The organism is Ruegeria sp. AH7 (assembly GCF_056541325.1).
In genome coordinates this window covers 53,757-75,097 of record NZ_JBQFYF010000010.1, presented here as the reverse complement: position 1 = coordinate 75,097, position 21,341 = coordinate 53,757, and the positions used below count along the sequence as shown (strand labels likewise).

18 protein-coding genes are annotated in these 21,341 nt (G+C 57.1%); 9 read left to right on the top strand and 9 right to left on the bottom strand.

What is annotated here, in order from left to right; all coding sequences use genetic code 11:
• Positions 1-376: 376 nt before the first annotated feature.
• Positions 377-2,578 (bottom strand): catalase/peroxidase HPI, encoded by a 2,202-nt coding sequence (katG, locus tag ACR0JX_RS18950; protein WP_480545315.1) that lies wholly within the window; start codon positions 2,576-2,578, stop codon positions 377-379.
• Between the two features lie 394 nt (positions 2,579-2,972).
• On the opposite strand from katG, the gene ACR0JX_RS18945 reads away from it, so the two are divergent.
• Entirely contained in the window at positions 2,973-4,592 is a 1,620-nt protein-coding gene (locus tag ACR0JX_RS18945) for a GMC family oxidoreductase (protein ID WP_480545314.1), read from the top strand.
• A gap of 6 nt (positions 4,593-4,598) precedes the next feature.
• On the opposite strand, the gene ACR0JX_RS18940 is transcribed toward ACR0JX_RS18945, so the two are convergent.
• Positions 4,599-5,444: an SDR family oxidoreductase gene (locus tag ACR0JX_RS18940; protein WP_480545313.1), complete on the bottom strand. Its 846-nt coding sequence runs from the start codon at positions 5,442-5,444 to the stop codon at positions 4,599-4,601.
• 87 nt (positions 5,445-5,531) lie between these two features.
• On the opposite strand from ACR0JX_RS18940, the gene ACR0JX_RS18935 reads away from it, so the two are divergent.
• Positions 5,532-6,164 (top strand): class I SAM-dependent DNA methyltransferase, encoded by a 633-nt coding sequence (locus ACR0JX_RS18935; RefSeq protein ID WP_480545319.1) that lies wholly within the window; start codon positions 5,532-5,534, stop codon positions 6,162-6,164.
• A gap of 66 nt (positions 6,165-6,230) precedes the next feature.
• Here ACR0JX_RS18935 and ACR0JX_RS18930 read toward each other — a convergent pair whose 3' ends face one another.
• The 3 genes from ACR0JX_RS18930 to ACR0JX_RS18920 are packed head-to-tail and all read right to left on the bottom strand — an operon-like array spanning position 6,231 to position 10,179.
• Positions 6,231-7,010 (bottom strand): carnitinyl-CoA dehydratase, encoded by a 780-nt coding sequence (locus ACR0JX_RS18930; RefSeq protein WP_480545312.1) that lies wholly within the window; start codon positions 7,008-7,010, stop codon positions 6,231-6,233.
• Positions 7,007-9,022 carry an acetate--CoA ligase family protein gene (locus tag ACR0JX_RS18925; RefSeq protein ID WP_480545311.1) on the bottom strand — a complete coding sequence of 672 codons (2,016 nt, stop codon included), beginning with the start codon at positions 9,020-9,022 and terminating at the stop codon, positions 7,007-7,009. The genes ACR0JX_RS18930 and ACR0JX_RS18925 overlap by 4 nt, the downstream gene beginning before the upstream one ends.
• Positions 9,019-10,179: an acyl-CoA dehydrogenase family protein gene (locus tag ACR0JX_RS18920; RefSeq protein ID WP_480545310.1), complete on the bottom strand. Its 1,161-nt coding sequence runs from the start codon at positions 10,177-10,179 to the stop codon at positions 9,019-9,021. The genes ACR0JX_RS18925 and ACR0JX_RS18920 overlap by 4 nt, the downstream gene beginning before the upstream one ends.
• Before the next feature lie 77 nt (positions 10,180-10,256).
• Here ACR0JX_RS18920 and ACR0JX_RS18915 point away from each other — a divergent pair, with 77 nt between their 5' ends.
• Entirely contained in the window at positions 10,257-11,198 is a 942-nt protein-coding gene (locus ACR0JX_RS18915) for a GlxA family transcriptional regulator (RefSeq protein WP_480545309.1), read from the top strand.
• Here the strand turns inward: ACR0JX_RS18915 and ACR0JX_RS18910 are convergent.
• Both ACR0JX_RS18910 and ACR0JX_RS18905 read right to left on the bottom strand, forming a co-directional pair.
• The gene (locus ACR0JX_RS18910) at positions 11,195-12,184 is read right to left on the bottom strand and encodes a sterol desaturase family protein (RefSeq protein WP_480545308.1); all 990 of its coding nucleotides are present in this window, start codon (positions 12,182-12,184) and stop codon (positions 11,195-11,197) included. The genes ACR0JX_RS18915 and ACR0JX_RS18910 overlap by 4 nt on opposite strands.
• 21 nt (positions 12,185-12,205) lie before the next feature.
• Positions 12,206-12,961 (bottom strand): class II aldolase and adducin N-terminal domain-containing protein, encoded by a 756-nt coding sequence (locus ACR0JX_RS18905; RefSeq protein WP_480545307.1) that lies wholly within the window; start codon positions 12,959-12,961, stop codon positions 12,206-12,208.
• Between the two features lie 112 nt (positions 12,962-13,073).
• Between ACR0JX_RS18905 and ACR0JX_RS18900 the strand changes: the two genes are divergently transcribed.
• The 4 genes from ACR0JX_RS18900 to ACR0JX_RS18885 all read left to right on the top strand — a co-directional run bounded on the left by ACR0JX_RS18900 (position 13,074) and on the right by ACR0JX_RS18885 (position 17,758).
• Positions 13,074-13,934 (top strand): LysR family transcriptional regulator, encoded by an 861-nt coding sequence (locus ACR0JX_RS18900; protein ID WP_480545306.1) that lies wholly within the window; start codon positions 13,074-13,076, stop codon positions 13,932-13,934.
• Between the two features lie 146 nt (positions 13,935-14,080).
• Positions 14,081-15,883: an adenine deaminase gene (ade, locus tag ACR0JX_RS18895; RefSeq protein ID WP_480545305.1), complete on the top strand. Its 1,803-nt coding sequence runs from the start codon at positions 14,081-14,083 to the stop codon at positions 15,881-15,883.
• The gene (locus ACR0JX_RS18890) at positions 15,880-17,340 is read left to right on the top strand and encodes an AMP nucleosidase (RefSeq protein WP_480545304.1); all 1,461 of its coding nucleotides are present in this window, start codon (positions 15,880-15,882) and stop codon (positions 17,338-17,340) included. Before ade ends, ACR0JX_RS18890 begins: the two co-directional genes overlap by 4 nt.
• A gap of 130 nt (positions 17,341-17,470) precedes the next feature.
• Positions 17,471-17,758 (top strand): HU family DNA-binding protein, encoded by a 288-nt coding sequence (locus tag ACR0JX_RS18885; protein ID WP_170453278.1) that lies wholly within the window; start codon positions 17,471-17,473, stop codon positions 17,756-17,758.
• 261 nt (positions 17,759-18,019) lie between these two features.
• Here ACR0JX_RS18885 and ACR0JX_RS18880 read toward each other — a convergent pair whose 3' ends face one another.
• Positions 18,020-18,406: a hypothetical protein gene (locus tag ACR0JX_RS18880; RefSeq protein ID WP_480545303.1), complete on the bottom strand. Its 387-nt coding sequence runs from the start codon at positions 18,404-18,406 to the stop codon at positions 18,020-18,022.
• 498 nt (positions 18,407-18,904) lie between these two features.
• Between ACR0JX_RS18880 and ACR0JX_RS18875 the strand changes: the two genes are divergently transcribed.
• Both ACR0JX_RS18875 and ACR0JX_RS18870 read left to right on the top strand, forming a co-directional pair.
• Positions 18,905-19,633, top strand: coding sequence for a hypothetical protein (locus ACR0JX_RS18875; protein ID WP_480545302.1), 729 nt, complete (start codon positions 18,905-18,907; stop codon positions 19,631-19,633).
• 293 nt (positions 19,634-19,926) lie between these two features.
• Positions 19,927-20,814: a DMT family transporter gene (locus ACR0JX_RS18870; protein WP_480545301.1), complete on the top strand. Its 888-nt coding sequence runs from the start codon at positions 19,927-19,929 to the stop codon at positions 20,812-20,814.
• Here ACR0JX_RS18870 and ACR0JX_RS18865 read toward each other — a convergent pair.
• Positions 20,790-21,311 carry a glutathione peroxidase gene (locus ACR0JX_RS18865; protein WP_480545300.1) on the bottom strand — a complete coding sequence of 174 codons (522 nt, stop codon included), beginning with the start codon at positions 21,309-21,311 and terminating at the stop codon, positions 20,790-20,792. The two genes, ACR0JX_RS18870 and ACR0JX_RS18865, sit on opposite strands and share 25 nt — an antisense overlap.
• Between the last annotated feature and the right edge of the window lie 30 nt (positions 21,312-21,341).

Genomic DNA, 21,341 nt, shown 5'->3' with positions numbered 1-21,341 from the left:
CCAGTCCCTCAAGATGCCCCCGGTCTCTCCCGAGCGTCTCAACCGTCTCTCCGGCCCGTCTCCGCCATCTCTAGCGTCCCAACAACAACCTCAGCTGCGCCGGTGAAGGGGTATTTACGGATTAGGTCAGACACCTGCAACCCCCATTTTGAAAAAACTTCACATTTCTCGGCAGAAACTTGTCCAGGTTAATGAAAACAATAGGTTAGCTTCAGAAACTTCGCAGAAAACCTGCTGACCCATTGCTTCGCTCCCAGCAAAGACCAACCATCCAGTGGAATCGTACCCAATGCTTGGTATGCACACCAGAGCCGGGTCAAAGAAAACGCCGCCCGAGTCTCCTCGGGCGGCACAACTCGCTTGAATAATAGTAGGCTTACTTCAGATCGAAGCGGTCCGCGTTCATCACCTTGTTCCAGGCCGAGACAAAGTCACAGACGAATTTGCCCTCGGCACCGGCCTGACCGTAGACCTCGGCCAACGCCCGCAATTGCGAGTTCGAACCAAAGACCAGATCGACACGAGTGCCTGTCCACTTGACCTCGCCACTCGTGCGGTCGCGTCCTTCGTATACGCCTTTGCCAGACGGCTTCCATTCTGTGCTCATGTCCAGAATGTTGGTGAAGAAGTCTGTACTGAGCGTTCCAACACGATCTGTAAACACGCCATGTTTGCTGTCGCCAAAGTTGGCGCCCAGTACACGCAGACCGCCCACAAGCGCTGTCATCTCGGGTGCTGACAGAGTCAGCAGCTGTGCACGGTCGACCAACAGCTCTTCGGGCGAAACAGTGTAATCAGCCTTCTGATAGTTACGGAATCCGTCAGCGGCAGGCTCCATCACGGCGAAACTGTCCACATCCGTCTGCTCTTGCGTCGCATCGGTGCGGCCCGGAGTGAACGGTACCTCGACATCCTGACCACCAGCTTTCGCTGCCTGTTCGACACCTACAGCGCCGGCCAGAACGATCACATCGGCCAGAGACACTTTCTTGCCCCCAGACTGCGCATCGTTGAACGCAGACTGAACGCCTTCCAGTGCGCCCAGCGCCTTGGACAGTTTCATCGGCTCGTTCACATCCCAGTCCTTCTGCGGCGCAAGGCGGATACGGGCCCCGTTGGCACCACCGCGCTTGTCCGATCCACGGAAGGTCGAGGCCGAGGCCCACGCGGTCGAGACCAGCTCGGACACCGACAGGCCGGTGGCGGCGATCTTGGCTTTGAGGTCGGCAACATCCGCATCATCGACCAGATCGTGATTGACGGCGGGGACGTTGTCTTGCCACAGCAGCTCCTCGGTCGGGGCTTCTGGGCCGATATAGGCCGCGCGTGGGCCCATGTCGCGGTGGGTCAGTTTAAACCAGGCGCGGGCGAAAGCATCAGCGAACTCTTCCGGGTTCTCGTGGAAGCGTTTCGAGATCGGGCCATAGATCGGGTCCATGCGCATCGCCATGTCGGCGGTGGTCATCATGGTCTTGACCTTCTTGGACGGATCATGCGCCTGCGGGGCCATGTCTTTTTCTTTGACGTTCACCGGCTCCCAGATCCATGCGCCTGAGGGGCTTTTGGTCAGGTTCCAGTCATAGCCAAACAGCAGGTCGAAATAGCCATTGTCCCATTTGATGGGATTCGCCGTCCATGCGCCCTCAATGCCCGAGGTGGTGGTGTCGTCACCTTTGCCCGAGCCGAACTTGTTGATCCAGCCAAAGCCCATTTCCTCGATCGGAGCGGCCTCTGGATCGGGACCAACCAGATCAGGATCACCCGCACCATGCGCCTTACCAAAGGTGTGGCCACCTGCGACCAGAGCGACGGTTTCTTCGTCATTCATCGCCATCCGGCCAAAGGTGTCGCGAATATCCCGACCCGAAGCCAGCGCATCAGGCTGTCCGTCTGGACCTTCGGGGTTCACGTAGATCAGACCCATTTGCACAGCAGCCAGCGGATTTTCCAAATCGCGTTCACCCGAATAACGGCTGTGCGGGTTGTCGGTCGGGGCGAGCCATTCGGTTTCCGAGCCCCAATAGATATCTTCCTCGGGGGCCCAGATGTCTTCGCGACCACCAGCGAAACCAAAGGTCTTACCACCCATTGATTCAATCGCGCAGTTACCCGCCAGGATCATCAGGTCGGCCCAGGAAATCTGGTTGCCGTATTTCTGCTTGATCGGCCACAGCAGACGACGCGCCTTGTCGAGGTTGCCGTTGTCCGGCCAGCTGTTCAAGGGTGCAAAGCGTTGGTTACCAGTCGAAGCTCCGCCACGGCCATCCGCCGTACGATAGGTCCCCGCGCTGTGCCAGGCCATCCGGATGAAGAAGCCACCATAATGGCCGTAATCTGCGGGCCACCAGTCCTGTGAATCCGTCATCAACGCATAAAGGTCGTCTTTCAGCGCCTTCATATCCAGCTTTTGGAATTCTTCGGAATAGTCGAAGTCAGCATCCATCGGGTTCGAGGCTGGCGCATGCTGATGCAAGATCGACAGGTTCAGTTGATTGGGCCACCAGTCACGATTTGATCGTGTCCCGGCACCGTGCATCACGGGGCATCCGCCCGTTTTGGGGTTATCACTTCCATCCATATCGATCTCCAATGCTGGCTAAGGACTTGCGGCTTTGCGCAATAAAACTTGCAATCAACAAGATCACAGAAAGATGTCACCGATATCGTTTTCAAGCCTAAGCCCAGAATGATGATGCGGAATCTTCACTGATCTCTTGCGTCGCGCCTCGTATACCAAAGTGAAGTCATGAGAATAAGTTCTCTTTTTGGATGGCAACAATAGATTTTTCTTATAGCTTAACGACTGCTGAGGCAGACACTATCCTCGCTTTTCAAATGACCCTGTGTCCGAACTGAAATTGGCGATTGTGTTTCTACATCCCGCTCGGGCACAGTCGGCTTCATTACCACGCGCCGTTCCCCCTGACCCCCAAAATACCACGCGGCGCTCCCAAAACGTTAAAGGCACTTATATGGAATTTGACTATGTTATTGTCGGTGGCGGCTCGGCGGGATCTGTCCTTGCCAACCGTCTAAGCGAAGATCCGCAAAAAACGGTTTGCTTGCTCGAAGCTGGGGGGCTGGGCGATCACCTTATTATTCGAATGCCCGCCGCCATCGTTGCCGCGTTACCGGGGCGCCCAAAGATCAGCAACTGGGCGTTCGAGACAGTTCCTCAACCCGGTTTGAACGGGCGCAGGGGCTATCAGCCGCGCGGCAAGGCCTTGGGTGGATCAAGTGCCATCAACGCGATGCTTTATGTTCGGGGGCAGCGACAGGATTATGATGGCTGGGCCGATCAAGGGTGCATCGGTTGGGATTGGGACAGCGTCATGCCCTACTTCAAAAAGTCCGAGAATAACGAACAGGGCGCTGATGATTTGCATGGCGACAAAGGCCCGCTGCAGGTGTCACATCAAAAAGAACCGCGCCCAGTGACCCATGCCTTTGTAGAGGCAGCAGAACAACTTCAACATAGACACACCCAAGATTTCAATCGCGGCAATAATGAAGGCGTGGGCCTATATCAGGTCACCCAGTTTCATGATCCGGACAGAAATGGAGAACGCTGTTCGACCGCAGCTGCCTATGTCCACCCGGTGATGGACCGCCCCAATCTGACGGTGATCACCTATGCGCACGCAAAGGAACTGACCTTTGAAGGCAAACGCGCCACGGGTGTGATCTACAAACGAAAGGCGAAAGGCCCCGATCTTAGTGTATCTGCCAGACTAGAAGTGCTGATCTGCGCCGGGGCGCTTCAATCGCCGCAACTGTTGCAGCTTTCGGGGATCGGCGCCGAGGATGAGCTGCGCCAAAACGGAATACCAGTCCGGCATGCGCTGCCCGGCGTAGGCAAGAATCTGCAAGACCATCTGGATTTCATTCTCGCCTACAAAAGCAAGGACACGGATAACTTCGGACTTGGTCTGGTTGGTGCAGCGCGCCTGTTGGGCCACCTCTGGCGATGGCGCAAAACCGGTGCGTCGATGGCAGCGACACCCTTTGCCGAAGGGGGGGCTTTCTTAAAAACCTCTCCGGATCTCGACCGCCCCGATATCCAGCTGCATTTCGCCATCGCGCTGGTCGATGATCACGCCAGAAAACTGCATTATGGCTACGGCTATAGCTGCCATGTCTGTAAGCTGCGCCCACACAGCCGCGGCTCGGTCGGGCTGCAGAGCGCCGATCCGTTTGCCGCCCCCGCCATCGACCCCGGCTTTCTGTCCGATGACCGCGATCTTGAGACCATGATCAAAGGCGCCCGCATGATGCGCGAGATTATGCAAGCGCCTGCTCTGTCCAAGTTCAGGAAATCCGAAATGTTCGGAACCGACACCGCAACCACGGATGCGGATTGGGAACAGCATATTCGCGCCCGCGCCGACACGATCTATCACCCCGTCGGGACATGCAAAATGGGCCTGGATGATATGGCCGTAGTCGACCCCGAGCTTAAGGTGCACGGTATCAACGGACTAAGAGTTGTCGATGCCTCGATCATGCCGACGCTGGTATCGGGCAACACCAACGCTCCCACGATCATGATCGCTGAAAAAGCGGCTGACATGATCAAAGCGGCGGCGCGATGAACCGGGCTATTGCCCTTTCAGCAACGCCTCAAGACCAACGCGATAATTGGGGTACAGCAGCTGCACCCCAAGCTCGTCCTTGATCCGATCATTCCGAACGCGCTTGTTCTCATTGTAGAAACTGCGCGCCATCGGGGTCAAATCAGCTTCGTCATAGGGCACGGCTGGCGGCAAGGGCAGACCCTGCAACTCCGCCGCGTAGCCGATCACATCCTGCGGCGGAACCGGCTCGTCATCGCAAACATTGTACACTGCGCCAGGATTTGGTGCCGCCATAGAGGCCGCCAAAACCTGTGCAATGTCGTCGACATGGATGCGTGAAAACACCTGCCCCGGCTTGATGATCCGCCGCAACCCACCGCGTTTAAGCTTGGAAAACGGCCCCCGCCCAGGCCCATAGATCCCCGCTAGGCGGAAGATATGAACGGGCAGCCCTGGAATGGCCTTCCATTGCTCCTCGGCCCGCAGACGCCAGCGGCCCCGCTTCGCCGTCGGCGCAGGCGGGGTCGCTTCGTCTACCCAATCGCCCTGATGATCGCCATAAATCGCCGTGGTAGATAAATACCCCACCCAGGTGAACTGAGCCGCCCGCGCCACGATCTCATCCCTCAACGCCGCCAGAACAGGATCACCCTCTTCGGCCGGCGCCGTGGAAATCAAAACATGTGTCACACCGTCCAGGTCCGGCAAATCTCCGGGCCAGACCAAGGGCACGGCCCCAGACGCTCGGATCGCAGCCATTCCATCGGCGTCACGCGTGGTCCCGATGATGTTCCACCCATTCGGCGCTAAGCGGCGCGATAGGGCCTGCGCCGAATAGCCGTGGCCAAAAGAGAAAAGCGTTCGTGTCATCCCCCCTAGATGATCTGGACGGAACCGGGATGCAAGCATCTCATGGACGACTTGATTCGAATCCCCTCCTGCGCCTTTCATGACAGCATGACCAACAAAACACCCGACCTGCACGCCGCCTATGCGCTGACCTCGCCCGAGGACAACAAACGTCTCTATGCCGAATGGGCAGGCGACTATGATGACGGTTTCGCCATGCGCGAGGACTATCAGCTGCATATCCGCACCGCCCGCGCCTTTGTCGGCGCCTTCGGGCAGGGCCCGGTGCTGGACGTAGGCGCAGGCACCGGCCTTTGCGGAGCAGTTCTGACCCGCTTGGGCGTAGGACCAATCGATGCCACCGATATCAGCGCAGAAATGCTGGAACAGGCCATGCGCAAGGACATCTACCGTGATGCGATCGAGGCCGACCTCAACACCGGTATCCCCGTGCCGCGACACAACTATTCGGGCATCGTATCCTCAGGCACTTTCACCCATGGGCACCTCGGCCCTGAGGTACTGCCCGCCCTGTTGCGCGTCGCGCGACCGGGCGCGCAGTTCGCGCTGTCGATCAATACGAAGCATTTTGAAAAACTGGGCTTTGCCGAAGCGCTCCGCCACTTGGAACGGGGTCAGATCCAAAACCTCTCCCTACCCGAAGTCAAAATCTACGGCGATCTCGCCGCCGGCCCCAACAAAGACGACACCGCTTTCATCGCATTGTTCGAGCGCATTTGATCCGAACTTCATCTGGCCAAAAATATCCCGGGGGAGGCGCGGACTGCCGCGCCGGGGCAGAGCCCCCTATCGCCCTTTCCAAACCGGATCGCGCTTTTCAGCAAAGGCGCGCGCGCCCTCTAGGTTGTCCTCAGACCCGTACAGCACATCCACACTGGGCAGTTGCCGCTTTGTGATCCGGTTCATCGCGTCCTGGAACTTCGCATCCTCGGCATCGCGCACGATCTCCTTGATCGCCGCATAGACCAGAGGTGGACCGCTGGCCAACAACCGCGCAAGTTCCCAGGCGCGATCCATCAGTTGATCGCCGGGCACGACCTCATTGACCAGCCCCCAACGATGGGCCTCTTCCGGATCGAACCAACGCCCTGTCAGAAGCAGTTCCATCGCGATGTGATAGGGAATGCGTTTGGGCAGCTTGACACTGGCCGCATCAGCCACCGTACCCGAGCGGATCTCGGGCAGGGCAAAGCTGGCGTTTTCCGAGGCGATGATCATGTCGGCGCTCAGCGCCAGTTCCAGGCCGCCACCGCAGGCAATGCCATTGACTGCCGCAATCACCGGCTTGTTCATATCGCGCAGTTCCTGCAACCCGCCGAATCCGCCAACGCCGTAATCGCCATCCACCGCATCACCGTCGGCTGCGGCCTTCAGATCCCAGCCGGGGCAAAAGAACTTCTCTCCGCCACCCGTCAGAATCGCCACACGCAACTCGGAATCATCGCGGAATTCCTGAAACGCTTCGCCCATGATCCGGCTTGTGGCCAGATCAATCGCATTGGCTTTGGGCCGGTCCAAAGTAACTTCGAGAATTGCGCCATCACGGCGGGTTTTGATCGGACTCATTGGCTTGCCTTTCGGATCAGCGCATCCACTGCAACCGCGTCCTCGGCGGTGCAGATCAGCGGGTTAATCTCAACTTCTTCGACTGTTGCCGCATTGGCAATGACATAGTTCTGCACCGCCTCGACCGCATCCAGAATCGCGTCCATGTCGGCAGATGCTTTGCCGCGATATCCTGATAACAGAGGTGCACAGGCCAGCTTGCCCAGCGCCACGTGAACAGCGGCCCGAGAGGACGGGATCAGGACCGAGACCGTGTCGCGCAGAATTTCCGTCAGCACCCCTCCGGCCCCAAGAGTCAAAACATAGCCATGCGCCGGATCACGGGTCACACCGATCAACAGCTCGACCACAGCACCATTTGCCATCTCTTCGATCAGTACCGTATCGGTGCCAATCGATCTGATGGCTTCGGCCAGATCGCATCGCGGAACACCCAGCCGAACCGCATCATGTTCGGTCTTATGCGCCAGCCCGACGCCTTTCACCGCAAACGGTTCTTGCAGGTCGTTTGGAATCTGCGTTGCGTCTTGCGCTGCAATCTCAAAACTGCGCGGGATGCGCAGGCCAAAACCCGCAAGTGCCGATTTCGCCTCTGCCTCGCTCAGAACCTGATCTGCGGGTGTATCTGAAGGCAGCAACACGGGATCAGAGGCGGGCGGCAAAGGTCGCGCTGCGGCCTCAACGGCTGACAATGCCTCATGCAGCCCGGAAAAGGGCACCACCCCACCATCTGACAATTGCTGTGCCACATGTTCAGGCATCAGCTCCGGCAAAGTCGCCGTCACAGCAAACGGTCGATCAGTCGCGGCAACACAGTTCAACGCGGCCTGCGTGGCACACACCCAATCTGTCGCATCCGTATGCGGATAATCCACGATGGCCATGGTCATGCCCTTGTCCGGCCCGGTGATCCCCGACCAAGCGCGGGTCATCGCCTCGGTATCGCGCCAAATATAGGTGTGATAATCCAGCGGATTTGCCAGCGCCACCATGGGGCCCAGAGCGGCACGCAGGTCCGTGCGCTGTTGATCGGTCAGGGGCGGAAAATGCAGATCTCGCCCTTCGGCCATGTCAGCGGCCAGGCTGGCCTCACCCCCCGAGCAACTGATCATGCCCAAACCGTTTCCGTCCAGCCGCCCCGCAACATGCAACAGCTTGAGGCATTCCAGAAAACTGGGGATATCATCAAGCCGCGCAATGCCCAGTCGATCCAGAAACGCCTGTGCTCCAGCATCACCACCCGCCAGTGAGGCCGTGTGCGAGATCGTCGCCGCCTGCGCGTGTTGCGACCGGCCCATCTTCAAAGCGACGACGGGCACGCCCCGCTCATGCGCTTTTGCGGCCAAAGCCTCCCATTTCCGCAGATCACCAAACCCTTCGATATGAACACCAATCGCAGTGATACGGTCATCGTCCAAAAGGGCCGCCGCGATATCGGTCTGATGCGTCTGCGCCTGGTTCCCGCAAGTCAGCATGAAGGCCAGCGGCAGCGCGCGTTGCTGCATCGTCATATTGATGGCGATGTTCGAGCTTTGCGTCAGGATCGCCACACCTCGGTCAACCGGCCGCATTCCGTGTTGATCCGGCCAGATAGCGGCACGTTCCAACCCGTTGACGAAGCCGTAGCAGTTCGGCCCAAGGATCGGCATGTCACCCGCCGCCGCGACCAGTTGCGCCTGAAGATCAGCACCCTGATCATCTTCGGCCTTGGCTTCGGTAAACCCGGACGCAAAGCAAACCGCACCGCCCGCGCCCGCTGCGGACAGTTCTGAAACCACAGGGATCGTCGAATGGCGATTGATACCAACAAAAGCAACATCCGGCGGACGCGGCAAATCCGCAATCGAGGGCACAGCACGCTCGCCCGAGACCTGATCTGCTTTGGGTTGAACGGGCCAGATATCCCCGGCGAACCCGAACATTTGGGCCTGAGCGATAACGTCTGCACACCAGGCTCCGCCACCAATCACGGCCATCGATGACGGGTTCAGAACACGCCCCAGGGGCCTCATGCGCCCAGCGCCCTCAGCAAATCTCGACTGATGATATGACGTTGGATCTCGCTGGTGCCATCCCATATACGTTCGACCCGTGCATCCCGCCAGAACCTTTCCAGCGGATAGTCATCCATCAATCCCATCCCACCATGAACTTGAATGGCTGCATCGGTCACTCGTGCCAGCATTTCAGAGGCATAGAGCTTGGCCGAGGCAATCTCTCGGTTCGCGGGCAGGCCTTTGTCCAGCCGATCCGCCGCCGCCAAGGTCAACAAATCCGCCGCGTCGATTTCGGTGATCATGTCGGCGATCTGGAAGGATACACCCTGAAACTTGCCAATCTTCTGGCCAAACTGCTCGCGCGTGGCGGCATAGTCCAGCGCATAGTCAAAGGCCCGGCGCGCGCGCCCGACCGACATGGCGGCCACGGTGATCCGGGTGGCATAAAGCCATGTGTTCATCACCTCGAACCCGCCATCAACCTCGCCCAGCACCTGCGCATCCGGCAGGCGGCAATCATCGAAGTCCAGCACCATGTTCTTGTAGCCGCGATGGCTGACCGACTTGTACCCATCCCGGATGGTGAAACCCGGTGTGCCGCGATCCACCAAAAACGCGGTGATGCGCTTTTTCGGCCCTTTGGGCGTCTGATCCTCACCCGTCGCGATGAAGACGATGATGAAATCCGCGTGCTCGGCACCCGAGATGAAATGCTTGGTCCCGTTGACCACCCAATCCCCGCCATCCCGAACGGCGGCACATTTCATCCCGCGCACATCCGATCCCGCGCCGGGCTCAGTCATGGCCAACGCATCCATCCGCTCACCCCGTACGGCTGGCATCAAGTACCGTTCGACCTGGTCACCCTCGCAGGCCATCAGGATGTTCTGCGGACGTCCGAAGAAATGGTTCAACGCCATCGAACCACGCCCCAGTTCACGTTCAACAAGCGCAAATTCCAAATGGTTCAGTCCGGCGCATCCGACGCTTTCGGGAAAGTTGCAGGCGTAAAAGCCCAACTCGAGGGTCTTGCGCTTGATCTCTTCCGCGATCTCATGCGGGACTTCGCCGATGCGTTCGACCAACTCTTCATGCGGGTAAATTTCGTTCTCGACAAAGCTGCGCACGGTCGACGCGATCATCTCCTGCTCGTCGGACAGACCATATTGCATCTGAATTCTCCAAATCTGGGTTTGCGCATATGGTGAACGGACTTGAGATTTTTATCATGCAGTTTTAATCGTTAATCATGCAGTCCTGGACTAAATCCCCCGCTGCGCCGCAACAAATCGGTGTGCTTTTGTTCGATGGATTCTCGAACCATTGTCTGGCCAACACGGTCGAGCCCTTGCGGGCCGCAAACATGCTATCGGGGCGAATTCTCTACCATTGGACGTTCCTGTCGCTGAGTGATGGGCCGGTGACTTCGTCATCAGGTTTAGAGGTCGCGCCGCATGGCACACTGCAATCTGCAAGTGGCGACATTTTGATGGTGATGCCGTCTTACGGGTTTCAGGCTCATAGCGGTTGGCAAACCCTCTCGGGTCTCAGATCGGCCGCGCCACGTTTTGAGACATTGGCAGGGCTCGATACCGGCAGCTGGTTGCTGGCGCTGGCGGGTCTTCTGGATGGGTATCGCGCGACAATTCACTGGGAAGAACTGACAGGCTTTACTGAGCGTTTCCCGGATGTTGATGCGGTGCGCGAGCGGTTCGTGATTGATCGGGATCGCATCACATGTTCTGGCGCGATGGCAGCGTTTGATCTGGTTTTGCACCTGATCGGACAGGCACAGGGGCAGGCATTGGCGCTGGAAGTAGCGCAGCTGTTCATGACCCGCGATTCTGCCAGATCCCATACGGGTGGCGCAGGTGCGACCAGCGGATATGTGAACAAGGCACTGGCGCTGATGCAGGAACATCTGGAAACACCCCTTCCGATATCCGAGATCGCCCGGCGCGTTGGTCGATCTCACAAGGCGCTTTCCCAGCGGATGCAATCCGAGTTGGGTGCAGGGCCAGCACAGGTCTATCGACGGCTGCGGTTAAACCTGGCCCGCAAATTGGTGTCCGAGACAGACCTGAGTATTGCTGAAATCGCCCTACGCTCCGGGTACGAAGACCCCAGCGCCCTGACCCGCGCGTTCAGAACCGAATTCGGGCTGGCCCCGCGCGCGCTAAGGGGGCGCTAGGTATACATCTGTTTTTTATAGGCCCGCGTGCGGGTTGTCGCCTCAGCCGACCCGTCGTGATAGGTGCCAAACCACTTGTCGAACGGGATTTCCGAAGTGCCATAGTTGCACTCGAAATACCGGTGGTGCAGCTGGTGAAAAAAATCCCCGGCGCGCGCGGCCTCCGTATCCCCCGCCTTGAGTTTTTCGAACCCGGAATGGGACAGGACCGGGCTGATCTGCTGAAAATACGTGTGGAACAGCAGGTGCATCGGGTGTGACGGCACGATCAGGTGGATGAAGTAGGTGGTGAAATACAGGAGGTTCTCAAACCAATGGTTCGAGATCCCTGACCACGGACCGATATTCACGTTGCGATGATGCACCGCGTGGACGTGTTTGTAGAGTTTCGGGTGATGCTCAAGCCGATGCACCCAATAGAAGTGCAGACCCGACCACATCGGGATAAACAGCATCCATAGAACGAACCAAACCGGTGCAGCGGCCCAGGTCACGGTCGGGACATACCCGTTGGCCATCGCCCAGTAGATCACCCATTGATAGACGGTCGCCACAGTCATCGCGCTGCCCAGCGTCCACCAGATATTATCCAGAACTTGATTGCGGAAGGTGAAGTTTCCGTTGTCGCGGGTCAGATCGCGGCGGTCGAATTTTTTGTACATGCCCTGCCCTTTGCGCATGTACAGCCACCAATGCAGGCCACCAGCGACCAGGATTTGAGGCACCATGTTCAACAGCCAGATACGGAACATCCAACCGGCCGAAAAGTTTCGCATAGACTCTAAACCGGGAAAAAACAGCACATAGGCTGTGATGGCCAAGCCCATACACAGGGTCAACGCCGTGATCTGCAACCACGCCCCGCTGTACCATTTCAGCACGGCACCCGGGCGCGGTGGCCAATTGAACAGCGGGTTCAATCCCACCGGGCCTTCGGGGTGGTAATTCCAGCGGGCGGCTTCGGGGTCCTGAGCGGTGTCGGTCATGGCAATCACTCCGGGTAGAGGTCAGGTTGCGTAGTCCGAGCCTTCGGCATCCAGCATCGCTTTGATCTCACGCAGATGCGCCTCGGCCTGATCGGGGTAGTCATCCAGTTCCTGAGCGGTCTTTTCGGCGATCTCATCCGAGAGCACGCGCAAAGGCTGTCCGGTTTGTAGCGCGCGGATATAGGTTTCGGCGGCGCGCTCAAAATAATAGAGTCTATTAAAGGCATCTGCCGGATCACTACCGATGATCAGTACACCATGGTTGCCCATGATCATCACCTTTTTCTTCGGGTCCGAGAGCATTGAGGCGCAGCGTTCGCCCTCGCTTTCAAAAGCCAGTCCGCCGAATTCCTCATCAATGACATAGCGGTTGTAGAACGTGGCCGTGTTCTGATCGATGGGCGGCAGATTGCTTTCAGCCAATGAGGCCAGCACAGTCGCAAAGATCGAATGCACATGCATTACGCATCGCGCGTGGGGACAGTGACGGTGGATCGAGCCGTGAAGCCCCCAAGCCGTTGGGTCCGGCGCGCCGGGTTGTGTCATCACGTCGGGATCATTCGCGTCCAGCAGCAACAGGTCCGAAGCCCGAATACGCCCGAAATAAATCTGATTGGGGTTCATCAGGAACTGCGTTCCATCCTCATTCACCGCCAGACTGAAGTGATTGGCCACGCCTTCATGCATGTTCAGACGTTCAGTCCAGCGAAAAGTCGCGGCCATATCCACGCGCTGAGGCCAATGGTCGATATTGGGGCGAAGATTGGCAACACTCATGGCATGGCTCCCTAGCAACTGATCTGGGAAAAGCCTGCCTCGCGCACAGAAGTTTGACCAACGAAAAAAACGCCTCTATCTCATTAGTAAAACTTATGCTGAGGTTATGCACGTGCGGAACTCTCTTCCACCTCTGGGCTGGCTACGCACCTTCGAAGCAGCTGCGCGCAATCTCTCATTCACCGGAGCAGCGCGAGATCTGAACATGACGCAAAGCGCAGTAAGTCAGCAGATCAAGTCACTGGAGGGGCATCTGGGTCAGCCTCTGTTCCTGCGTCGTCCCAAAGCGCTGGAGTTGACCGAGGCCGGAATCACCTATCTGCCCGTTGTGCGAGAGGCTTTTCGAACATTGGTGCGTGGTACCCAAGCCGTGACGGGGGCGCAGCAGAATGCCGTTCAGGTTCAGTGTAACATCAGTTTTGCCGTGAACTGGCTGGCCCCTCGCCTGCCCGAATTCCAGGCCGAACACCCGGATGTGCAACTGAACATCTTCACCGAATTGTGGGAACCCCGGGAAATGGCCGAGGGTGCCGCGGTTGAAATCCGGTTCTCACTGCGTCCTGCCGATACCGTTCGGACCGAGTTGTTGCGGCAAGAATACTACTATCCTGTTTGCACACCGGGTTTTCTGGTCACTTTGGACACTTTGCAGCAGCAGCCGCTGTTTGATTGTTCGAACCTGCTGTCAAATTGGGCAAGTTGGGCCGAAGAACAGGGGCTAAATTGGGAAAAACCTACGATCACCTATGCAACGACGTATCTGGTCTGCCTATCGGCGGCGATGGCTGGGGGTGGGTTGTGTTTGGCTCATGACGCTATTGCAGGGAGGCTGATCGAACAAGGGCAGCTGGTCGCCCCGTTCGACCATCGCGCCCCGATGCCCGAGGCCTATTATCTGTTGCTCTCCCCTCAGGCCGAGGAAACCCCGGGTGCTGTCGCTTTTGCCAATTGGATAAGACGCGAGATCGGGTAGCTCCCGCCCATCGTCGTTGCCCCTTGCGGGGCATCTCCTCTGGTTGGGCCGCACAGCGCTGGCGCGCTGCGGGCAGGTTTTGTGATGATTTGATGACCTAAAATTACCGGGGTTGCACCCGACCGCGACTTCATGAAAGTTGAGCCATGGAATACACACCTTTCCCAAGCTGGCCCGATGTCGCCCCTCGTTTGATCGCCGTTGCCGCCGGACGCGACGCCGCCGATATGGTCATTCGCGGTGGCATCTGGGTCAATGTGCACAGCCGCGAGCTGCTGCCTGATCATTCGGTCGCGATTGCTGAGGGGCGTATTGCCTTTGTCGGGCCGGATGCCACCCATTGCATCGGCCCTGAGACGCAGATCGTCGAAGCAGAAGGGCGCTATATCCTGCCTGGTCTATGCGACGGCCACATGCATATCGAATCGGGCATGCTGACACCCGCAGAATTTGCGCGAGCCGTGATCCCGCATGGCACCACCTCGATGTTCACCGATCCGCACGAGATCGCGAATGTGCTGGGCCTAAACGGCGTGCGCATGATGCATGACGAAGCGATGATGCAGCCGGTGAACATCTTCACCCAGATGCCCTCTTGCGCGCCGTCGGCTCCGGGATTGGAGACGACGGGTTACGAGATCACGCCCGAAGATGTCCGCGAAGCGATGAACTGGCCGGGCATTATCGGGTTGGGTGAAATGATGAATTTCCCTGGTGTGATCCACGGTGACCCTAAGATGCTGGCCGAGATCGCAGCTACTCAACGCGCCGGCAAAACGGTAGGCGGACACTATGCATCCCCTGATTTAGGGCCAGATTTCGCGGCTTACGTCGCAGGCGGGCCTGCAGATGATCATGAAGGTACTTGCGAAGCCGATGCCATTGCCCGCGCACGGCAGGGTATGCGCTCGATGATGCGGCTGGGCTCGGCCTGGTATGACGTGGAAAGTCAGATCACGGCCATCACCGAAAAGGGCCTGGACCCGCGCAACTTTATCCTGTGCACAGATGATTGCCACTCGGGCACTTTGGTGAACGACGGGCATATGAACCGGGTTGTGCGCCACGCGATTGCCTGCGGCTGCGATCCGCTGATCGCGTTGCAAATGGCCACGATCAACACCGCCACCCATTTCGGGCTGGAGCGTGAGATTGGGTCGGTCACTCCCGGGCGTCGGGCAGATATCATTCTCAGTTCCGACTTAACTGATTTGCCAATTGAGACAGTGATTGCGCGCGGGCAGGTGGTTGCAGAGGGTGGTGAGATTACAGTTGACTGCCCACATCTGAACTGGCCCGACAACGCCCGCAACACCGTGCATCTGGGCCACGCGCTGAGCGCGGATGATTTCGAGATCAAACCCCCGGCGGGTGCGAACCGTGTGCAGGCCAACGTAATCGGGATCGTCGAAAACCAGGCCCCGACCAAAGCGCTGAAGGCGGAACTGCCGATCATTGGCGGGCTGGTTGAAGGCGAAGGTGATGTCTGCCAAATCGCGTTGGTGGAGCGTCATCAGGCGACAGGCGGGGTGACGAATGCCTTTGTCTCGGGCTTTGGCTATCAGGGCAAAATGGCCATGGCCTCAACCGTGGCGCATGACAGCCACCACATGATCGTGGTTGGTACCGACCGGGAACAAATGGCCATGGCGGCCAACCGGCTGGCCGAAGTGGGAGGCGGGATCACCCTGTACCGCGATGGGCAGGAGCTTGCACTGGTCGAATTGCCCATCGCTGGTTTGATGTCCGACAGTCCCGCGTCTGAGGTCGCAGCAAAAGCTGAAAACATGGTCGAGGCTATGCAGGCCTGCGGCTGTACCTTGAACAACGCCTATATGCAGCACTCTCTTTTGGCGCTGGTCGTGATCCCGGAATTGCGGATCTCGGATCTTGGGCTTGTAGATGTGCGCACATTTGAAAAGATTGAACTTCTGGAACCACTGGCATGACAAAAATAAGAACACCTGATGCAATCGCACCGGAACAATTCACAGACCCCAAAGCAGCCGTAGCTCGGCTGGAAGTGCTGTACAAACAAGCCACCGAATATCTGTGTGACCGCTTCGCCTCGGCCCTGCAAGACGGCGCGCCAGAGGGACGGATCAGAGCCTATTACCCGGAAATTCGCATCAAAACCACGTCTTACGCGCAGGTCGACAGCCGGTTGAGCTTTGGCCATGTATCCGAGCCCGGCGTTCACGCAACCACCGTTACCCGGCCCGATCTGTTCCGATCCTATCTGGAGCAACAGATCGCCCTGCTGATCAAAAACCATGGCCAGCCCGTGACCATCAGCGCATCTGATACGCCGATCCCGGTGCACTTCGCGGTTGCCAACAATCCAAATTTGATGGTGCCACAACAGGGGGCCGCCGGTTTCACCCTGCGCGATGTCTTCGATGTGCCCGATCTGAACACAACCAATGATGACATCGTCAACGGTGTGCTCGATCATGACACGGTCGGCCCGCTGGCCTTGTTTACCGCACAGCGTGTGGACTATTCGCTGGCGCGACTGGCGCATTATACGGCAACGGATGCCGGGCATTTTCAGAACCACGTGTTGTTCACCAACTACCAGTTTTATGTCTCGGAGTTCGAGAAATACGCACGTGAACAACTGGCCGACCCCGAAAGCGGTTATACCAGTTTTGTTTCGACCGGGAATGTTGAGATCACGACCCCGGATGCTGACCTGGAACAGCCCCTGAAACTGCCGCAGATGCCGACCTATCACCTGAAACGCGCGGATGGGTCAGGGATCACGCTGGTCAATATCGGGGTCGGTCCGTCGAACGCCAAAACCGCAACCGACCATATCGCCGTCTTGCGGCCGCATGCCTGGCTGATGGTCGGGCACTGCGCCGGGCTGCGCAACACACAAGCGCTGGGGGACTTCGTTCTGGCCCACGCTTACTTGCGCGAGGACAAGGTGCTGGACGATGACCTGCCCGTCTGGGTGCCGATCCCACCGCTGGCCGAGGTTCAGGTCGCGCTGGAACACGCCGTTGCCGAGGTGACAGAGTTGCAGGGCTATGAGCTTAAACGGATCATGCGCACGGGCACGGTGGCTTCGGTTGACAACCGCAATTGGGAGCTACGCGATCAGTCCGGCCCGGTGCAGCGGCTCAGCCAATCCCGCGCAATCGCGCTGGATATGGAAAGCGCCACCATTGCCGCAAACGGCTATCGTTTCCGGGTGCCATACGGCACATTGCTTTGCGTATCAGACAAACCCCTGCATGGCGAATTAAAGCTTCCCGGCATGGCATCGTCGTTCTATACCACCCAGGTCAGCCGCCATCTGGCGATCGGAATACGGGCGATGGAACACCTGCGGGGCATGCCGCTAGAGCGTCTGCACAGCCGGAAATTGCGCTCTTTCGACGAAACAGCCTTCCTGTGACGTAAAAAAGCAACGAAATCCCCATATTTTTAGGGGTTTTGGCGCTACTATTCGTTGTGTTTAACCACAATATACCGTTACAGTTACGCGGTGAGGCCCAATTTATCGGGCACGTTAAGGAGACCAAGAAATGGCAAAGCCTATGACAAAGACTCAGCTGGTTGCTGCTCTCGCTGAGGAAATGGGGACTGACAAGAAATCAGCGAATTCCGCGCTGGAGGCCATCACCGGCCTGATCACCCGCGAAGTTTCGGCTGGCGGCGCAGTCACGCTGCCCGGCGTTGGCAAAATCTACTGCCGCGAGCGCCCCGAGCGCATGGTGCGCAACCCCGCCACCGGCGAGCAGTTCAAGAAAGAGGCCGACAAGGTGGTCAAGATGACCATTGCGAAGGCGCTGAAGGACAGCGTGAACGGCTGATCCAAGCTGTCACTGCGAAATGATCAAGGGCCGCCGCTTGGGGGGCCCTTTTTCTTTTGGGGTAGATGCGGGCTCAAAAGTGCAAGCATCGTTGTTCTCCCGTTTGGCCTACTCTAATCCCAAATGACTATATTGAAGTGTTTGAGCTCAGCACCATCGGGATAGCTTAGGTCGATTTGATCAGAGAAGGATCGACCTAAATTGGTTGAAAGAACACGACAAAGAGCTAGCGCAAAAATCCGACCTTGGGACGTTGATGCGCTACCATCTGCAGTTTGGAGCATCCATAATGCAATCCATGGGGTACTTCAAAGCATTGTCGATCACAAGCGACACCGACTCAAGCTTGCTGGCGTCAGTTCCGTTCACAGTCTGATAGTCAAACTGTAGGTTGCCGTCCTCCAGCTTCGGATTGCTGAGTGTGACGATCAATCCAACCTGTTCACCATCGCTCTGTCCGGTCAGAGCCGCATTGGGAGGGTCAACCGCAAAACTGTTTTCGCCTTTGTCCCAGATATCTATGATAGACTGCACAGGCGCATCCATTGCGTCGCGATAGGGGCGATCTGCAAAGACAACAACCTGATCGTCAACGCCTTCAAGCACCAATACACCATTGTCTAGTGTTGCGCTTTCAGCGACTTCCATAAGGAGCCAACTCTTGGGTTCTTCCGCGGCAGCTACAGAAGCACAAGCAACGAGGCCTGCAGCAAATCCCATCTTGAGCAAATCAAACTTCACATTATTCTTCTTCAACGAGGTCGCGGTCATCGCAGAAACAATTTCTGGTTTGAAAAACTATGGTACCAATTGTCCTATGGTTGCAAGTTAAGAAAGATCTATCGGGCGGTATGATAGAGCCCTACTCAAGTTCTTATTTGCAATGGTCAAGTTTCCACAAAGAGCGCTGATGATAGCTGCCAGCCCGGAGTTGGTTGGGTCATTTTCCGGCGTGAAGGTTCCAAATGGCGCACTCTATTGCCTAAGCCTGTCTACGATATGCCGTGTCGACTAAAGAACAGCCGAAATACGGCAGCACTATTCATTTAGACAAAGCGCAAACTATTGAGTGAGCAGCTTCACTGACAAGAAAACAACCATCAGTTAAAAATTGGGGGTTCTTCCAGTAAAATTGGAGTTCTTCTTATGTATCTTAAACTAATTGCATCACTGGCAATCGCATATCTTGGGCAAGCAACCTTTCTTGTTGCACAAGAGACTGAGACAGAAATCATAACGTCCAATAGCCTGACAAGACTGAACTACGAAGTGGTGGATCACGGAACCGTCAGCATTTTTCTTCCCGCACAAATCTTACCTGGCGATACCGTAACCAGTCGTATTCGAACGAAAGAAATCCCGGATGGAAAGCTTGATACTTACCGAATTCGAATGGCGAACAAATCGCACTACCTCCGCGACGGCTTGGTCGAGTGGACAATTCCGAACGACGCAAGCGCAGAGGTGAACTTCGAGTTAGTCGATGCATCAGGCGACGTTTCTGCCCGAGTTACACTGTCGCTTGCCAATTATCCCACCAAATCCAAAGGATCGCCGGGACGCGATGGTACCGGAATCAAAACGCTTCCGATGCATCCAAAATCAGGATCATATACTCCTATCGCAGACGACTTCTTCGAAGGTATTGAAATCGTTGCTGCATCGCCTCGTGAGCTGGTCATCTTTGACAGTCTCGTGCTCGACATTCGCCCTGATCCGGTTTTGTGTTGCTCAGAAGGCGGACCATGTGGATTAACCAGTTGCTGCGACTTCATCCCCTCCCGCAACTGCGTGCACTGCAACGTATCCGGCTATGATATTTGCCTCACAGACAAGGGCCCGCCAACACCTAACCCTAGTCCGACTCAAGACTGATAATCAGTGTGTTAGGTTGCACCTGTCTTTGTTGTGCGCACGATGTGCTGTCAAAAACGCAAAGGACTATATACCAATACTAAAAAGGGGCAGGTGCCTATCAAAGCACCTGATTCAAATCACTTGCTAAGCCCGAACAGAAGTCAACCTTGCCCGTGCTAAACAGAGTTACCTGCTTTCCCTTAAAGATCAATGGCTTGAGATTTTTTCATTTTAGAAACGGGTTCTTCGAAGCAACCCTTGCGGATAGTTCAATTATCGGGAAAGCTCCGATCGTTGAGACGGAGGGGTAAATGGATTTACGCGCCATTGCCATGGGGCTGACATTTGCGTTCATCTGGTCATCGGCATTCACCTCGGCACGGATCATTGTGGCCGATGCGTCACCTTTGTTCTCCCTTGCGCTACGCTTTTTGATCTCGGGCCTGATCGGCGTCGCGATCGCGCGAGCCATGGGGCAAAGCTGGGCGCTGACGCGGGCACAGTGGCGGGCGACTATTCTGTTCGGAATATGTCAAAATGCCCTGTATTTGGGTCTAAATTTCTATGCGATGCAATCGATCGAAGCCTCGGTTGCAGCCATCATCGCGTCGACTATGCCCTTGCTGGTGGCACTGGCCGGTTGGCTGTTTCTTGAAGATAAACTTCGGCCTCTAGGGGTACTCGGCCTACTGGCCGGATTCGCCGGGGTCGCCCTGATCATGAGCAGCCGCGTTACCGCTGGGATCGACCTGTTTGGTGTGATGCTGTGCGGCATCGGTGCCCTGGCTCTGACTTTTGCCACGCTTGCGGTGCGGGGTGCGACCTCGGGCGGGAACTTCATGATGGTTGTTGGTCTTCAAATGCTGGTGGGGTCGGCGGTTCTGTTCGTTGCAGCGCCTGTTTTCGAGAGCATCTATATCAACCCAACCGTCCCTCTGGCGCTGGCGTTCATCTACACAACTCTTTTCCCCGGCCTTCTGGCGACGTTGATCTGGTTCCTGTTGCTCGACCGTATCGGCGCCACCCGCGCGGCCACATTCCACTTTCTGAACCCGGTCTTTGGGGTTGCCGTCGCAGTGATCATACTCGGAGAGAAACTTGGGCCAATGGACCTGTTGGGCGTTGCCGTCACAACCCTTGGCATCTTGGCCGTGCAGATGTCCCGGCAACCCGCTCAGCGCAGCAGCGCTTCGACCTGAGACAACAGTTTACGCGAGTCTGGCCTGACATTCGATCCAAAGGTCGCCGCAACCTCTCCGTTGGGATCAATCAGGATCTTGTTGAAATTCCAATTGGGTACAAAGCCTGTCTGACTGGCAACTGCCTGATAGAACGGATGCGCGTTTCGGCCTGTGACCGATGTGATATCCGTCATAGGAAGGGTCAAACCATAGTTCATTTCGCAGAATTGTTTGACCTCATCCGCTGATTCCAGCTCCTGATTGAAGGAATCGGACGGAACGGCCAGAACCACAAGACCTCGGTCCGCGTAAGCTTCATACACATCTTGCAACACAGCATATTGCCCGGTGAACCCGCATTGAGACGCCGTGTTTACAACCAAAACCGGCTGCCCACGCCAGTCTTCGATCGACAGCGTGCCGCCATCTATCGACTCAAACTCACCCACCAGCGGGGCCGCCTGAACTACGCGTCCCACCAATATCAAAGCCGTCAAAAGCAGTAGTCTCAACACTGACCATCCTCCTTTTAAGACTTCTACGTC

Coding starts and splice junctions, on each gene's coding strand:
- katG (WP_480545315.1), bottom strand. CDS start 2,578: ATGGATGGAAGTGATAACCCCAAAACGGGCGGATGCCCCGTGATGCAC.
- ACR0JX_RS18945 (WP_480545314.1), top strand. CDS start 2,973: ATGGAATTTGACTATGTTATTGTCGGTGGCGGCTCGGCGGGATCTGTC.
- ACR0JX_RS18940 (WP_480545313.1), bottom strand. CDS start 5,444: ATGACACGAACGCTTTTCTCTTTTGGCCACGGCTATTCGGCGCAGGCC.
- ACR0JX_RS18935 (WP_480545319.1), top strand. CDS start 5,532: ATGACCAACAAAACACCCGACCTGCACGCCGCCTATGCGCTGACCTCG.
- ACR0JX_RS18930 (WP_480545312.1), bottom strand. CDS start 7,010: ATGAGTCCGATCAAAACCCGCCGTGATGGCGCAATTCTCGAAGTTACT.
- ACR0JX_RS18925 (WP_480545311.1), bottom strand. CDS start 9,022: ATGAGGCCCCTGGGGCGTGTTCTGAACCCGTCATCGATGGCCGTGATT.
- ACR0JX_RS18920 (WP_480545310.1), bottom strand. CDS start 10,179: ATGCAATATGGTCTGTCCGACGAGCAGGAGATGATCGCGTCGACCGTG.
- ACR0JX_RS18915 (WP_480545309.1), top strand. CDS start 10,257: ATGCAGTCCTGGACTAAATCCCCCGCTGCGCCGCAACAAATCGGTGTG.
- ACR0JX_RS18910 (WP_480545308.1), bottom strand. CDS start 12,184: ATGACCGACACCGCTCAGGACCCCGAAGCCGCCCGCTGGAATTACCAC.
- ACR0JX_RS18905 (WP_480545307.1), bottom strand. CDS start 12,961: ATGAGTGTTGCCAATCTTCGCCCCAATATCGACCATTGGCCTCAGCGC.
- ade (WP_480545305.1), top strand. CDS start 14,081: ATGGAATACACACCTTTCCCAAGCTGGCCCGATGTCGCCCCTCGTTTG.
- ACR0JX_RS18890 (WP_480545304.1), top strand. CDS start 15,880: ATGACAAAAATAAGAACACCTGATGCAATCGCACCGGAACAATTCACA.
- ACR0JX_RS18885 (WP_170453278.1), top strand. CDS start 17,471: ATGGCAAAGCCTATGACAAAGACTCAGCTGGTTGCTGCTCTCGCTGAG.
- ACR0JX_RS18880 (WP_480545303.1), bottom strand. CDS start 18,406: ATGGAAGTCGCTGAAAGCGCAACACTAGACAATGGTGTATTGGTGCTT.
- ACR0JX_RS18875 (WP_480545302.1), top strand. CDS start 18,905: ATGTATCTTAAACTAATTGCATCACTGGCAATCGCATATCTTGGGCAA.
- ACR0JX_RS18870 (WP_480545301.1), top strand. CDS start 19,927: ATGGATTTACGCGCCATTGCCATGGGGCTGACATTTGCGTTCATCTGG.